The sequence below is a fragment of the Clostridium sp. LXY-7 genome (genome assembly GCF_056172015.1).
The window spans coordinates 1,184,501-1,198,846 of sequence record NZ_JBLLJL010000002.1; the positions used below are offsets into that span (position 1 = coordinate 1,184,501).

Annotated in this window: 22 protein-coding genes; 11 read left to right on the forward strand and 11 right to left on the reverse strand. The window is 29.3% G+C overall.

The features are described 5' to 3' along the window. Nucleotides 1–153: 153 nt before the first annotated feature. Nucleotides 154–291, forward strand: coding sequence for a hypothetical protein (locus ACI48Q_RS12740; RefSeq protein WP_474919459.1), 138 nt, complete (start codon nucleotides 154–156; stop codon nucleotides 289–291). Nucleotides 292–568: 277 nt separating this feature from the next. On the opposite strand, the gene ACI48Q_RS12745 is transcribed toward ACI48Q_RS12740, so the two are convergent. Then, nucleotides 569–1,789 carry an alpha/beta hydrolase-fold protein gene (locus tag ACI48Q_RS12745; protein WP_474919460.1) on the reverse strand — a complete coding sequence of 407 codons (1,221 nt, stop codon included), beginning with the start codon at nucleotides 1,787–1,789 and terminating at the stop codon, nucleotides 569–571. A 972-nt stretch (nucleotides 1,790–2,761) separates the two neighbouring features. Beyond that, a complete protein-coding gene (locus ACI48Q_RS12750) occupies nucleotides 2,762–2,908 on the reverse strand; it encodes a peptidoglycan-binding domain-containing protein (RefSeq protein ID WP_474919535.1) in 147 nt (48 codons plus the stop codon). Nucleotides 2,909–3,033: 125 nt separating this feature from the next. Here ACI48Q_RS12750 and ACI48Q_RS12755 point away from each other — a divergent pair, with 125 nt between their 5' ends. Together ACI48Q_RS12755 and ACI48Q_RS12760 are read left to right on the forward strand one after the other, a co-directional pair. Further along, on the forward strand, nucleotides 3,034–3,519 hold the full coding sequence (locus ACI48Q_RS12755; protein ID WP_474919461.1) for a zf-HC2 domain-containing protein: 486 nt from the start codon (nucleotides 3,034–3,036) through the stop codon (nucleotides 3,517–3,519). A 36-nt stretch (nucleotides 3,520–3,555) separates the two neighbouring features. Beyond that, complete coding sequence (locus tag ACI48Q_RS12760) at nucleotides 3,556–4,059, forward strand: zf-HC2 domain-containing protein (RefSeq protein WP_474919462.1); 504 nt, start codon at nucleotides 3,556–3,558, stop codon at nucleotides 4,057–4,059. 315 nt (nucleotides 4,060–4,374) lie between these two features. On the opposite strand, the gene ACI48Q_RS12765 is transcribed toward ACI48Q_RS12760, so the two are convergent. The 4 genes from ACI48Q_RS12765 to ACI48Q_RS12780 all read right to left on the reverse strand — a co-directional run bounded on the left by ACI48Q_RS12765 (nucleotide 4,375) and on the right by ACI48Q_RS12780 (nucleotide 6,965). Continuing rightward, a complete protein-coding gene (locus ACI48Q_RS12765; RefSeq protein ID WP_474919463.1) occupies nucleotides 4,375–5,172 on the reverse strand; it encodes an ABC transporter permease in 798 nt (265 codons plus the stop codon). Beyond that, entirely contained in the window at nucleotides 5,147–6,097 is a 951-nt protein-coding gene (locus ACI48Q_RS12770; protein ID WP_474919464.1) for an ABC transporter ATP-binding protein, read from the reverse strand. The genes ACI48Q_RS12765 and ACI48Q_RS12770 overlap by 26 nt, the downstream gene beginning before the upstream one ends. Before the next feature lie 71 nt (nucleotides 6,098–6,168). Then, a complete protein-coding gene (locus ACI48Q_RS12775) occupies nucleotides 6,169–6,525 on the reverse strand; it encodes a M3 family metallopeptidase (protein WP_474919536.1) in 357 nt (118 codons plus the stop codon). A gap of 230 nt (nucleotides 6,526–6,755) precedes the next feature. After that, on the reverse strand, nucleotides 6,756–6,965 hold the full coding sequence (locus tag ACI48Q_RS12780; RefSeq protein ID WP_474919537.1) for an N-acetylmuramoyl-L-alanine amidase: 210 nt from the start codon (nucleotides 6,963–6,965) through the stop codon (nucleotides 6,756–6,758). Between the two features lie 244 nt (nucleotides 6,966–7,209). Here ACI48Q_RS12780 and ACI48Q_RS12785 point away from each other — a divergent pair, with 244 nt between their 5' ends. Then, complete coding sequence (locus tag ACI48Q_RS12785; protein ID WP_474919465.1) at nucleotides 7,210–7,773, forward strand: sigma-70 family RNA polymerase sigma factor; 564 nt, start codon at nucleotides 7,210–7,212, stop codon at nucleotides 7,771–7,773. A 127-nt stretch (nucleotides 7,774–7,900) separates the two neighbouring features. On the opposite strand, the gene ACI48Q_RS12790 is transcribed toward ACI48Q_RS12785, so the two are convergent. Next, nucleotides 7,901–8,140, reverse strand: coding sequence for a hypothetical protein (locus tag ACI48Q_RS12790; RefSeq protein ID WP_474919466.1), 240 nt, complete (start codon nucleotides 8,138–8,140; stop codon nucleotides 7,901–7,903). Between the two features lie 404 nt (nucleotides 8,141–8,544). Here ACI48Q_RS12790 and ACI48Q_RS12795 point away from each other — a divergent pair, with 404 nt between their 5' ends. From ACI48Q_RS12795 to ACI48Q_RS12820, 6 genes are all read left to right on the forward strand, one after another. Then, nucleotides 8,545–8,985: a hypothetical protein gene (locus ACI48Q_RS12795; RefSeq protein ID WP_474919467.1), complete on the forward strand. Its 441-nt coding sequence runs from the start codon at nucleotides 8,545–8,547 to the stop codon at nucleotides 8,983–8,985. Nucleotides 8,986–9,104: 119 nt separating this feature from the next. Further along, nucleotides 9,105–9,281, forward strand: a complete 177-nt coding sequence (locus tag ACI48Q_RS12800; protein ID WP_474919468.1) for a YvrJ family protein — start codon at nucleotides 9,105–9,107, stop codon at nucleotides 9,279–9,281. A 221-nt stretch (nucleotides 9,282–9,502) separates the two neighbouring features. Continuing rightward, complete coding sequence (locus tag ACI48Q_RS12805) at nucleotides 9,503–9,727, forward strand: DUF1659 domain-containing protein (protein WP_474919469.1); 225 nt, start codon at nucleotides 9,503–9,505, stop codon at nucleotides 9,725–9,727. Nucleotides 9,728–9,796: 69 nt separating this feature from the next. Then, a complete protein-coding gene (locus ACI48Q_RS12810; protein WP_474919470.1) occupies nucleotides 9,797–10,015 on the forward strand; it encodes a DUF2922 domain-containing protein in 219 nt (72 codons plus the stop codon). An 85-nt stretch (nucleotides 10,016–10,100) separates the two neighbouring features. Continuing rightward, a complete protein-coding gene (locus ACI48Q_RS12815; protein WP_474919471.1) occupies nucleotides 10,101–10,322 on the forward strand; it encodes a DUF1659 domain-containing protein in 222 nt (73 codons plus the stop codon). Nucleotides 10,323–10,376: 54 nt separating this feature from the next. Continuing rightward, nucleotides 10,377–10,604 (forward strand): DUF2922 domain-containing protein, encoded by a 228-nt coding sequence (locus ACI48Q_RS12820; protein WP_474919472.1) that lies wholly within the window; start codon nucleotides 10,377–10,379, stop codon nucleotides 10,602–10,604. 55 nt (nucleotides 10,605–10,659) lie between these two features. Here the strand turns inward: ACI48Q_RS12820 and ACI48Q_RS12825 are convergent, their stop codons facing one another. From ACI48Q_RS12825 to ACI48Q_RS12840, 4 genes are all read right to left on the reverse strand, one after another. Further along, on the reverse strand, nucleotides 10,660–11,433 hold the full coding sequence (locus ACI48Q_RS12825) for an alpha/beta hydrolase (RefSeq protein WP_474919473.1): 774 nt from the start codon (nucleotides 11,431–11,433) through the stop codon (nucleotides 10,660–10,662). A gap of 1 nt (nucleotide 11,434) precedes the next feature. Next, nucleotides 11,435–11,833 (reverse strand): CPCC family cysteine-rich protein, encoded by a 399-nt coding sequence (locus tag ACI48Q_RS12830; protein ID WP_474919474.1) that lies wholly within the window; start codon nucleotides 11,831–11,833, stop codon nucleotides 11,435–11,437. A 72-nt stretch (nucleotides 11,834–11,905) separates the two neighbouring features. Next, on the reverse strand, nucleotides 11,906–12,136 hold the full coding sequence (locus tag ACI48Q_RS12835; RefSeq protein WP_474919475.1) for an RNA-directed DNA polymerase: 231 nt from the start codon (nucleotides 12,134–12,136) through the stop codon (nucleotides 11,906–11,908). Between the two features lie 229 nt (nucleotides 12,137–12,365). Further along, entirely contained in the window at nucleotides 12,366–12,884 is a 519-nt protein-coding gene (locus ACI48Q_RS12840) for a GNAT family N-acetyltransferase (RefSeq protein ID WP_474919476.1), read from the reverse strand. A gap of 845 nt (nucleotides 12,885–13,729) precedes the next feature. On the opposite strand from ACI48Q_RS12840, the gene ACI48Q_RS12845 reads away from it, so the two are divergent. Beyond that, nucleotides 13,730–14,287 carry a DUF3795 domain-containing protein gene (locus ACI48Q_RS12845; RefSeq protein WP_474919477.1) on the forward strand — a complete coding sequence of 186 codons (558 nt, stop codon included), beginning with the start codon at nucleotides 13,730–13,732 and terminating at the stop codon, nucleotides 14,285–14,287. The last annotated feature ends 59 nt before the right edge of the window (nucleotides 14,288–14,346 follow it).

A 14,346-nucleotide genomic window follows, 5' to 3' on the forward strand; every position in this document is an offset into this window, starting at 1 on the left:
AAAGCTTTTGCTACTTTCCTATTTATTTCACGTTCACAATTATTTCTTATTCAATTAATTCTATTCCTTTATCACTTCTTCATTACCTAAACTCATACAAATACAAAGATTATATTTGTACGAATTTAGGTGATTAAGGAGTTTATAAAAATAATGTATCATGTGATGGAAGTAATTTCAACAGAGGTTGATTTCAATTTAGAACCAAAGAAAATAATTGAAGATAAGAAGGTATTTATTGCCACAAACACCATTGAATTTCATACTAAGTTATATGTCAAGAAAATTTAATGAGGCTGGAATTCATAGTATTACATTGACAGATGAAGATTCAATTGGTAAGATTGGTTTCCTTTGATAAAGTATTAGCTAATAAATAGTGGAAGGAAATAATTTTAGATTTATTTAATTATGGACTTATAAGATATGAAAAAGCTGAAAATTGTCTGCTTTACGCCTTATTTCTTCTCAACAGGCAACCACATTTCAAAATTATATGGAACCACCGAAGGGTTTTCTATTTTTGATTCTTGGCGAAGTAGGCTGCCACCCTTTATTTACTTCACTGTTAATTTCCTAATAAAAAAATCAATGCATTACTTAAAGTCTCTCCCCACGATAAATAATCATGTCCACTTTTAAACTCCTCATATTTTATAATACATCCATCCTTTTGAATCAATATATCCCTCATCTCTTTATTAACATCCTTCATACTTGAATATGGCGGATATTCCATATTTTCAAGTACACCAACATTCAGAAAAAACTTAGTAGGCAATTTTTCAGCTTCTTTATATTTTTTCAATATCCAATTAATCTCTTCTGGTGCATTAGGACTCCAAAAGAAAGATCCAGATTGTGAAAGAACATTTCCGAATATTTCAGGATATTTTAGACCCATAAAAGCAGAAAATAATCCACCTAAACTAAAACCTCCAATAATAGTATCTTCTGCTCTATAACTTACATTAAAATTAGCTTTTATCCAATTCATTATGTCTAACGCTAAGCAGTTTGCAAAAATTTCATCACACATTAACTCTTCATTTCTATTCTCTCCACCATCAATTAATATAACAATAATGGGTTGTATAGCTTCTTCTGCAATTAAATTGTCAATAACATTCTTTGCAGAAAGTACGTCAAGATATGTATCTCCATCAGTTAATACTAGTAATTTATAAATATTATCTGCTGAATAATTATAAGGTTTATATGCATATATTTTACGTTTGTCCTTTAATCCTCTAAAATATAAATCATGTGTTTCTAGTGAACCTTTATTAATTGTATCCCTCTCTATTGTCCACTTATATTCCTCCGCTTTTGGCATTACAAAGTATGATACCGTGGAGTCCACATTGCCTTCTTCATCCTTAAATATAATCCTATTGTTATTATGTATATCATAGATTATGTTATTACTCCTTTTTTCCCAATCTTCATCTAATGAATCATTCACTGAAAAGTCATATCTTCCTCTAACATCATTTCTTAAAACATAACTTTTATACCATACATTTGTATTTGGAATATTAATAAGCATATTATCTTTATAATCTTTCCAACATGTTGGATGCATTACTATAACATTTTCTGTATTTCCATCACCTTTGTAAACATATGTAATTAAGGCATTACCGTCATCCCCTTTGATGGGTTCTATTATAGGTGTTCCTAAAACCTCAATTTTGTCCCAAAAGTTTTGTATTGCATCTTCATTTCCATTTTTTATTTCATTCTGTAGATTCACTATAGTTTCACTATAAAATTTATTTTTACACATGATTTTTTCCTCCTTAAAATCTTGTATCCAACACCTAATTGATGTTGGATACAATTTAATTCTTTATAAACTAATTATTCAAGATCTTATTGAAGTATTTCCTTTTTTAATTGCTACTCTACTTAAATCATATCTTTAACTTCTATAACATTGCTTTAAATTTCTTTTTCAGCTTGCTTTAAAAGCCTATCAAAGTCGCTTTCAAATAATCTATCTTGAACAATTCTATATTTTTCAAACTCACTTTCAGAAAAAGCTTTTGCAATTTCAGCTGTAACTTTTCCTGAATTATTTAAAAGTTCATATTGATTAAATTGTAAAAAAGAATTAAATTTCTTTGCTCAATCTTCCATTGTCATGGTTCTTTTTCTTTTTTACTTAATTTTCAGCATAATTAGGATACATAGTTACTATTCTGTTTAATAAACTTATTTCCTTTAAAGTAAAATAATTCTTATAAGCAAAAATATCACTTTTTACTGTTTTTGATTTAAAAATTTTCCATTTTTTAATCTTTCTTTATCAATGACATATTCACAAATAATAATGGACTTAAATCAACTTCGGGAAATGGATATAAAATATCCATTCGATTCATATTTTATAACACTATAACTTTTCTTTTAATAATGTCCACATTAGACCGATTGAACTATATGTATATGTTTTTAAAAGCCTCAATATTAATTATTTTCACTTATATTATTACATATATTGTTATATAATATAATTACTTCTAATGCGTTGTATGGAAAAATCAATGAGAAAAATATATTTCACATGAAGAAAAAACTTGAAATCATAGGATTATAATTTAAAATTCATTGATTTTAAATCAAAAGCTGGCTATATAGTTGATACTATAAAAAATAATTCGATCAAGACTTATGATTATGTACAAATAAAAATGAATTATTACATTATTTTACCCTAAGTCCTATCCTCTGTAATACCATCTACTCACTTACATCCCTAAAACGTCTTAATTACTTTTAATGTTCTATATCCAAAATATCCATCAACTTCACAAAGTCCAACACTATATCCTTTTTCTATAAGTTTCTCTTGAATAAGGCTTATATTTTGAACTGATATATAAATTATATCAATGCTTACTATATATAAATGTTATTACAACTAATTTTTTATAAATAAATTACTAAAATATCGATATATTATGGGAGGTGCCAGCTATTCCTAAAAAGTTATTAGGGGGAAATCAAAAATTATAAGGAGGATGAAAAATGAATAATGATTTATCATGTAGCACAGTAAAAGATCTATTACCTATATATTTTGATGGAATTGCAAGTGAAGAAACTAATATATATGTAAAAAAACATTTAAGCCAATGTAATTCCTGCCAAAGTGAGTATAAAAAACTTTATGAAATTGGAGGAAAAAGCGGACAAGCGATTAAAAGTGAAACTGCTTCTATAAAAATATTAAAAAAGAAATTAATTACTTGGTTCATTACAGTTATTGTACTTGGAATCCTTTTAATAGGTATAGCTATGTTTTTAAATTCTTACAGATCAATGAGTAGTTATTCAATATTACCCGTATATGTAGGCATATACTTTTTACCCTTATTAGGAACCTTCGTGGCTATCCTATGGAGAAAGACCATTCCTAAAAAAGAAAGTGCCTTTTGGCCCAATGTTATTATCTCATTTTTGGTAATATGGATTACATTTGAAATATTCTTCTTATTATGGCGTTTTTCCTGACAATAAGAGTTTTTTCTATATAAGGAGGTTACAGTTATGAAAGAAAATATATCCTGTGAAATTATTCAAGATTTATTACCAAATTATATTGAAGGCATACTTAGCAGTGAAAGTGAAAAATTGGTCAGTGAGCATCTTAATAAATGTGTTTACTGTAAAAAAGAGTGGGAAAATATGAATACATTTATTCAAGTGAATCCCGTTGAAAAAAGAAAAATAGATTATTTAAAAGGAATACATAAAAAATGTAGAAATATTTTACTGTCCTGCATTGTTCTTAATGCTATTACGCTTTTTATTTGTCTGTTTTATACTGAAAAAAATACTGATGAAGCTTTATTCACACTATTTTTGCTCTTTTTTGTTTTTGTGGTTATACTTATAAAATTTGGATTCCCATTATTTTTTGCAATAGCAGGATTTTGGTGGTATAAAAAAATAAATAAAAAATGGGTATTGGTTATTTCTTTTATATGTATTTCCTTGTTCTTCAATTCAATATTTTCCGTAGTAAAAAATGTACTTATTTACGGACCTTGAACAGCTGCTAGCAATTCCAGCTGCCTAAACAACTGGAATTGTACACTACAGGGAGCTGGATGATACTAGCATCCTGCTTTTTATACTCATTAGATGAATTTTAAAAAATTATAAAAAGATTTCCTCTTTTAAAAATATATCTTCAATATCATAATAAATTAGATATTGAAGATATTCAGCTAACATTGGAAAGAACCATTTTATCAATATTATATTCACTCTCAAGTAAAGAATATATATTGCTACAGCACCAAATGTTGTTAAGTTTTCTAACTTCCCTTAAATACAATCTTTCAGTGTATATATAAATTCATTTTAATATTGACCTAACAGCCCTCTGCTCTTAGCTACTTTAGTACACTTCTTAAAGATTAATATTCCTAAAATAAAATATATAATAGAATTACCAATAATCATTCCATAATCTATCAATGAAAATTCACTTAATTTGGTTCCCCCTAAAACTGTGTCATATATCATTTCAATAGATGGTCTAAAGGGAAGTACAAATGTTACCATTTCAGAAAAAGCGTTATTACCTGGAATTACTAATGCCAATAAGAAATACTGTATAATATTTAAAAATGATTTTAACTTCTTAAATATAAGTGCTAATCCTCCTAACATCAAAGACAATCCCAACATACTGAATATTCCCAAAGCTATAGGTACTAACAAACCCACTATATCTATTTTCAAATGATATCCTGTAGTTTTCATTACTGCTAGTAGTACTATAAAACAAATTACTAAGTTTACGAGCATATTACATATACTTCTCACTGTTAATATTTTACTAAGTCCTACATCAGACATACTTAGTTGCTCTAAAGTTCCCCTACTTGCATCATTTGTAACACTATAAGCAATATCTGAATATCCCATGGCTATTATTAACCAAACAAAATATCCAATAATAAAACCTTCTAGGGTATTGTCTAAGTTTATTACCGATACATCCATGCTTTTACCAAAAAATGATAAACCATAAAACATTCCCAAAAATAAGAAGTAATAGCTAAAAACATCTGATATCATTTCAAATTTATATCTAATAGTCTCTTTATATGCTCGCTCTAAAGACACTTTAAACAGATAATATGTCCTTGTCATTTAAATTCTCCTCCCCTCTTGTTACCTTTAAATAAATCTTTTCAAAATCAATTTCTTTTTGTTTAATTTCACTTATAAAAATATTTCTTTCCTTAAATTTATCTATGATTTCATATAACTTTTTTCCTTCAAATATTTCAGTTTCTATTGTTAATTCTTCATCATTAAAATAAAACTCATATCCTAGGGAAGATAAATATTTCTTATCTTCTTCAGACAAGGTCTCTGTTAAAACTATTTGATATGTTTTTAAATTAAAAGCATCTAAAAGATTTTCTACAGTATTTTCAGCAACTATCTTTCCCTTACTTAAAATTATTACATCATCACAAATATCCTGTACTAAATTCATATCGTGGGTACTTAACAATATAGTTTTATTCATATCCTTTACTATATTTCTTAATAAACTCTTTATCTCTAAAACACTTTCAACATCTAGGCCTAAAGTGGGTTCATCTAATAGTATTATATCTGTATTGCAAATTAGAGTGGTAGCAATGGCTACCTTTTGCTGCATACCCCTTGACAAGTTATTTACTATTACATTAGCCTTCTCTGTTAAATTAAATTTAGCTAATAACTCATCTATTTCCTTTTCTATATTTTTTCCACCGAGGCCTCTTATCCCCGAAAAATAACGTAAATTTTCCCTTGGAGTAAGTCTCCAATATAAATTTCTAGTTCCTTCAAATACTGCTGAGATATACTTTATAGATTTTTTATTATCCTTTCCAAAGAGCTTTATACTTCCCTTATCAGGAATTATTAAATTGCAAATACTTTTTATTGTTGTTGTTTTTCCTGAACCATTAGGTCCTAATATTCCACATATTGTACCTTTCTCAATGGAAAATGAAATATCATTAACTGCTGTAGTTTTTCCATATGTTTTTACTAGATTATTAACCTCTATAGCCTTCATAAAATCACCTCTTATACATATTTTATATCTTATACATTATTTTTACAAATGATGAAACTCACATTCTTCCGTTACTTTTGTAATATTATATTATTACTTTCATTGTTATTTTCTGAATCGCTTATTCCTTCAATGTAGATGTATTTGACATGCATTTTATTAAGGAGTTCCATTGTATAATCACGTCCTCCACTCTTTAAGAAGTTTTTATATCTCTCTACAGCACTTTCTCCTTCTTCAATTATCATTTTGCTAATTGATGTACCTGCTGATAAAACTGTAGCATATTGATAAATATAGAAGTCAGCATTTATAAAATATAATTTTTCCTTTTTATCCTTTGCATTTTTTATTAAATATTCTCTAAGCAAAGCTTCAACATTAGCATTAAGTGATTTTCTCCTGTTTAAGAATAGTACATAAGGAATTTTTGACTTTTACATATTTTTACTTTATAATTATATTAACAAATGTTTGTGATTTCACTTTATAATCTCCTTCTTATATCACTTCTTAAGGAGATTTTTTAAAAGCTTTTCTAGCTTTTCATTAATCCATATCATAAAGCATATCCCCATTTAATTAGCATAGGCCCTAGTTGATATTAAATAATAAATACTTCTTCTATGGCCTATGTCCTCTAATTAAGCAAATACTTTTATCCCAGGTTGAAATCTTTGTATATTCCTTTACATATGGCCTCTGCCATGGTTTCTGAGTTGTAATTTCCCATATCTTTTTGGCTATCACAAAAATCACATTCAATTAAAATAGCTGGCATTTCTGTTTCATTAAGCACATTTAAATCAGTTCTTTCTCTCGTCCCTCTGTTTCTAAATCCAAGACTTATAATTTCAGGAAGAATTATCTTTGAAACCCCTAGGTTTCTTTATCAGGATAAGTAAGTACCTCTGTTCCATGTCCTCCTTTGGAAGCATTATCATCTATATCTATAGGGAGTTTTAATCCCTTCCCCATTTTATCCAGAAGGATAAGTTCAACTAACCTTCAGTGGAGTTCAAACTCCCTCTGAAGCTAAGTTTCACTTGATTCCCCTCCTCATTAGGAATATATGCACTTCCTAAAGAATTTTAAATTGAGAGGAGAAAATTATGAATTTTTCTGAAATTGAAACCTTAGCCGCACGGTGTAAACTTGGAGATAATGACGCTAAAGAAGCTTTAGCAGCTGAATTTACCCCCTTTATTCTTAATCTAATAAAAAAATCTTATGTAAAGCATTTTGAATTTGAAGATTTAAAAAATGAATGCTACAGAACCTTATTTAAATGTGTCAAATTATATGATTTAGAGAAGCATAGATTTGTAGCCTATGCTACCAATGCCATTAAAAACACCATGAATTATTTAATAAGATCTGCCTCAAATGCTACTAAAAACATTCCTACATTAGCCTTAAGCAGCAATTTAGAACAAACACTTCCATCAAATGAGGATTCTACGGAAGATGAAATCTTAAGGAAAATTTCCATTACAGAAATTAAGAATATTATTACAACCTTAACCTTAGAAGAGAAAGAACTAATTAATTTTATCTATTATAAAAACCATTCCCTAAGACAATATGCTGCCTATAAAGATTTATCCTATGGAAAAGCTACAACTATGAAAAATAACATTCTTAAAAACTTAAAAGCTATGATGGCTAGTAACTGAAGTTTTTAAAATACAGCATATCAGATGAATGGCAAAGGAGTCACTGAGAAAAATTGTCCTAACACGTCAGTTGCATGGACAAATTTCTTTTAGTGACTCCTTTTAATGAAATAGCTCAACCTGCTTATTAAAAACTAAAGTTACTTATGATTTTTGTTGTACTTTCTAAATATTCTTCTGCTACATCATCTATTTTTTCACAGATAAATTTTAAATTGCAGCCCTCACAACTGTTTATTATGTTATTTACTAGCAAAGGGCAATCTAAATTGTCCTCATAGGTTGAGTTTCTAATAGCTAAAGCTATTTGCATTTTATCAAAGCTTTGGCTTTCATCATAAGCTACTGTAATCTTGTTTTTAATCATATTAACACTCCTTTACAATTATTTCAAAATCTAAATAATAATTCTCTAAGAAAAATATATGCACCTATAAGATTCTTTCTGTTCGCATATTTATATATTTATATATTTATATAAATATATAGATTCCATGCGGGTTTGCCCAGATTTTTATCCGATCGCTACCATTGCTAACACTCCCATCTTCTATAAGTGGGAGTTAAGCACTGCTACGCGCCTGGATAAGTTCTTCTAAGCTTCAGCTGGAGTAAGGTATTCCTTTTAAGCAAACTCCATCTGAAGCTAAGAATCACTTGATATTTTTCAAGCTTTAAAATATCTAGAAAAACTTCTCTTAGTACATATATTTCAAATAGGCTATGCTTTAAAACATAGCTTTAAATAAAACTATTAAAGGAGATTTTAAAGTGGCTAGAAAAAAATCAAATAACTCTTTAGATATAGAAGAACTTTCTTATGAATGTTATGAGGAGGACAATGGATTTAATGGTGATGTAATATGTGGCACTCCTGTTGCCAGTTTCAGTTTTGGTTCTGAAAATGAACCAATGGATTTGTCCTTTGAAAAATATGTTCAACCTTATTCACCTATACACTCTCCAAAGGATAATTCTCCTAACTTTATTCCTGATAATAGGGTGGGCAAATTAGCTCCAAATGGAGTAACTCCTCCTATCGATGGAGAACCCTTTGATGTTAAGAGGACTTATGTTCTTCGTAAATCTACTATTAGAAAACTTAATGAGTTAAAATCTGTTCACCCTGATGTTAATGCCTACCTAAGCTCAATTCTTGATGATGCTATAACACACTACTATAATCTTATTTTTAATAAGAACTTATTTTAATATGTAGTTCTAAAATCAACAAGCCTTTAAAACAAACCCTTTAATAAAAATAACTTTTAACTTCCCTAAATGCTCCTTAGCAATGCATATATTTTACATATATGAAGGAGGTGGTTTCTATGGAAGTAAATGAGCTTGTTAATCTTTTTGCCAATGTAGGGTTTCCAGTAGCAATTTGTGCTTATTTATTAACCCGTCTTGAAAAAAATATTACTAGCTTAACAGCATCTATAAATAAACTCAATACTATAATTTCAACTAAGCTTGGAGTTGTTATAGATAATGAAAATAGTTAATAAATTTTTCCTAAATCCCAAGAAAGGTTTCTCCATCTGCATATATCTTAAGCAGACATTCCAAATCTTAAGTGAAAATCTAAATCTTTGATTTAGCAATTTGAGCTTACCTACTTGGCTGATTTGGTATGGTCGCTTACTACATGTAAGCAGACATTCCACTTATTAATATAAGATGGAATTTAAATCTCAACTTAAATTCAAAAAAGGAGGTGTTTTTCATGGCTGTTTCAAAGGTTTTAAATGCTACTTCTTTAAGTGTTGAAGTGCAAAATGGAACTGACAAAGCTGGTGCTGCTGTGTACAGAAAAAAGAACTTTTCTGGTGTAAAGCTTAATGCTTCTCCACAAAATGTTTTTGATGTTGCAGAAGCTATAAAAGGTGTTTTAAGTGAACCAACTAGAGATTACTTCATAAATGAAACATCAAAACTTGCTAATGCCTAAGCCACTTTAATTTGGCATGTTCGCTTACTACACGTAACCCTAAATTTTTAATAGAAAGGAGATGAATTTATGGAGTATTCCTTAACTATGACTTTTATAACCTCTAGTGGTGATAAAGCCTCTATGAGTATTTCAGGAGTTAAAAGTGCTATATCTCAAACAGAAGTATCTGCTTTAATGGATACTATTATAGCTAAAGATGTATTTACTACTAAAAGTGGAGCTTTGACTTCTAAATACGGTGCTCAACTTACTGAAAGACAAGTTACTAAATTTGACATTCAGTAGTGTTTGAATTTTAAGAGCTAAGTTCAATTTGAACTAGCTCTTTTAAGCAGGTATTCCAAATTTCAATAATGAAAGGAGTGTTTTTATGGCTATAAGTTCTATAGTTAATTCAACTAATTTTGTTCTTGCCTATAAGGTAGGATTCACTGAAGATGGAAAAGATATTTTAAAATCTACCTCATGGAAATGTAGTTCATCTGCATCAAACGATGCTATTTTTAGTTTAGGACTATCAATGTCAATACTGTTTCCATATGGAGTCTTTGATATTTTAAAGGTAGTAACCTCATCTTTAGTAGAAGAATAAAGGAACCGAGTAATGTTTAGTTTTGAAGAGAATTAATAAAAGGAGGTAAACCCTATGGAAAATTCTCTATACTTAACCATGATATTCAGAGATTCAAGTGAAGTTAAAACTGCAGTAACTGTTCCTAATATTAGGGAAGACATAAGCTCTGAAGATATAAATGCTGTTATGAATGACATTATTTCAACTGGTGTACTCTGTGGAAAAGCTGGTCCTTTCCTTGCCAAAGATTCAGCTTACATTACGGCTAAGGGAGTTACTGAGTATAAAAATATTAGGTAAATATAAAAACCATGGAGTCTTAAAATTCCATGGTTTTTATTTTGCAGAACTAAAGTTATTCATTAAACTGTTTTAACACCCAAGGTAACACCACATCCACATTACTTATTAGTTCATAATGATTTAAATTATTAAATATTTTTAAATTTATGTTATGCTTATTTAATTCTTCTTTTTGAAAATTTAGCTGTTCTAACAACTGACTATTATCATTTGTCCCGGAATAAATAGCTAACTTGGTATCAATATCCACCGGCGTTATGCAAGGCCAATTTTGCCATGCTTTATATTGAGCGATTAATATTTCTAAGTTTGTTTCTTTAATCCACAGCTTATCCTCATATGTTAAATCTACTTCATCTAGTGAATTTGTTCTTTTATGATAATTAAATTTTTCATATTTATCTATCATATTTGGTGCAACAAATTTAAAAAAATAATCTCCCAAACAGCTACCTGCACATACAGTTTTCTTTATTTTATTGTTGTTTTTTAACATCTGAAAGCCTATTGTTGCTCCATATGACCAACCAAAATAATAGCAGGACTCTATATTGCAATCTTTTAATATATTGTTAAAGTCTTCCATTATATTTTCTACTGAATAAAAGCTAGGTTCTTCTGATTTATCACTATCACCATATCCTCTTATATCTGGCATTATTAAAAAAAACCTTTCACTTAAAATTTTAACCCAGTTAGTATCATTCCATAACTTTCTATTATAACGTCCTCCGCCTCCATGTGCCAATAACAATGCAGGTCCTTTACCAGCTACACTATAAGCAATCTTTGCTCCGTCACTTGAAATAATATACCTTGTATCCATCTTATATTCCTCCTTCAGATGTAATTTTGTCCAATCTATCTTCTAGGTTGTATGCTAAATTCCAAAATTTATTAAGTTGAGTACTATTTTTTTCTTTCATAATTTCATTGTATACTTCAATAAGTTCTTTTTTTACTGTTACTTCCTCTTTTGTATCATAACCAGTTATTCTCATGTCTCTATCTGGAGAATACATTACAAGATATTTTCTAAAATTCTCTCTAGCTTCTGTAAGTGAATAATCACTATTAGGTCCACCTTTAACTATATTAGCATCTAAATCATCTTGACCATCATCTTCCCAATTACATAGAACGCAAATATCATAGGCCGCTCTCTCATCCAGTGTTGGATAGCCACAACAAGGACAGAGAAATCTTGTATTATTTACAATTTCCATAATCAACCTCCAGTTTAGTACACTTCAGGTCATGCCACAAATTTTTAAGCAATTCAATTTTTTTATCTTGATTCAAATTAAAAATATGTAATCTAAAACTTTTCTTGCTTCACTTGAGCAATAATGTGAAAAATAGTTTGTCCATCTCCTACCTTTTACTGCCTTTGGAAAATATGTACCAGATGACATTCTGTTCCACAGTTTGTATAGATTATTTTTCAAGTTCTGCTCATAAGTTCTAAATTCTATTCCATCAATGCCTCCAGCTCCTCTATTTGCTTTTACAAGCTTATAAGCCTTCATTACCCGATGTTTTGATATTACAAACAACTTTCCTTCAGCTTTATGGCACCCACCTGACTAATGTATTTTGCCTTTTGCCTTTACGCTCAGCACCATAACTTTTGATTACAGCACATAAAGGTGTTTTGAAACCTATACCTGAATATGGACTTCGAGGGGCCTTCCCTCATCTTTTATAAAGCATGAAATGACTTTATCATTTCTTCAGGACACACTTTGACGTTTAAGATTATTCTAAGTCAAGTCTGTATGTATACTCGTCATATATAATATCAGTACCACATTTTTTAAAAGTACCTTCTTTTTCAATATAAAAGTTAAGTTTTCTTAATACTGCATTTGAACCAATATTTTCTTGTGCCACAAGAGCAGTTATTTTTTTTCCGCCATTAATATGACAAAAATCAATTAGTGCTTTTATCATTTCTGTAGCATACCCTTGACGCCAATAGTTTTTATGAATGGCATAGCCTAAATCCCAATGCATTTTGTCTTCACTTGGAACAACACTGCATGTTCCAATATAATTTCCAGTTTCCTTTGAAACTGCAACAAAATAATAACATCCATTATAAATTTCTACATTCTCTTTCCATCTCAAATAGGTATCATTTACTTTTTCACGAGGTGGATCTGATAAATATTTCCCCATTTCATCATCCAGCCATATATCCAGACAAAAGTCAGCATCTTCTTTCTTAGTTCTTTTAATGATTAATCGATTTGTTTCTAAATTTTTTATCATCATAATTAACCCCCTTCATTATTGCTCTAATGAATAATTTTTTACACTACCAGGGAGAAAGCAATTTCTATTTCAAATTATATCATTTATAGTATTTTATGTAAATTAAACCCATGAAAGTATAATAATATTTCATCAGATTAGGCTTACTTCAGTTATATCATCCCTTTTTTGTAGCAAGGAGATTTCCTTCCAGTCACCTCCTATAAGGTCAGACCTCATAAAAACTTTATCTCTTTTCTTCCTTCCTCTATTAAAGAGATATAATCAAGGGTAAATTCCAATTCCCCATATTTATATATTTGGCGTTGTTTTAAACGATTGTTGATTTTAGAACTATATATTATTGCGAAGCGCACTCTGTGTAAGTTCAACTAAAGTTTGATGATAACATCAAACTAAGTTTACACTTAAACCATTTGCAGAAAGCTTAGATTTACTTAGGTCCTATGAAAGGAAAAAGCGTTAATAAATACAACCTGTTCGAGAGAAGCGAGTTGTTGTATTTTAGCTTTTTACTTGAATAGGGCCTTAGTAAATCAAGCTTTCGAAACGGTTTGCGAGTAATAATATATAGTTCGTTATCAACACCATGTTAAAACAACTTTATCATCTATTATGAGTTATAACCCATACCATAAACACAAAGCTAGAAGATGCTTTAAGAAATTTTAGGAAATAAATTTTAATATTATAAAATAGTTTTACTCACTCCAATATTCAGTGAAATTATGTAAAATATGTTATAATTTACTTGATATTTGGTTCGTCTCAGTAAAAAAATGCGAGCTAGCAGTTATTTATATAATTTTACCAATAAATGGGAATTTAACAGAGGAGGTACATAAATGAAAAATTTCAAAAGGAACTATCCTTTATTTTCTCTATGTGGCTTAAATTGCGGTTTATGTCCAATGCACTTGGATAACTATTGCCCTGGCTGTGGTGGTGGGGCAGGTAATCAGTCATGTAGAATTGCAAGGTGTAGCGTACAGCATGGCGGAATTGAATATTGCCATTTTTGTGATGAATACCCTTGTGAAAAATATGATGATATAGATATGTTTGACTCTTTTATTACTCACCGCAATCAGTTAAAGGATTTGGAGAAGGTCAAAAAAATAGGAATAGACGCTTATCAAATTCAACTGGCTGAAAAAATAGAAATATTAAAATATTTATTGACGAACTACAATGATGGGCGGAGAAAGAATTTTTTCTGTATAGCTGTTAATCTTTTAGAATTGCAAGATGTAAAATCCGTAGTGGAGCAAATTGCAACTGAAACAGAATCAGATAATCTAACACTAAAAGAGAAAGCTGTACTTGCAGTAAACCTGTTTCAATCTATGGCAGTAAGTCGAAATATTGTGTTAAAACTTAATAAGAAAACCAGTGAAAAGTAGTAGTCAAATTCCAATTTGAGATTGAGTAATATAAATTAGAGATTTGAAGGGATGATTTT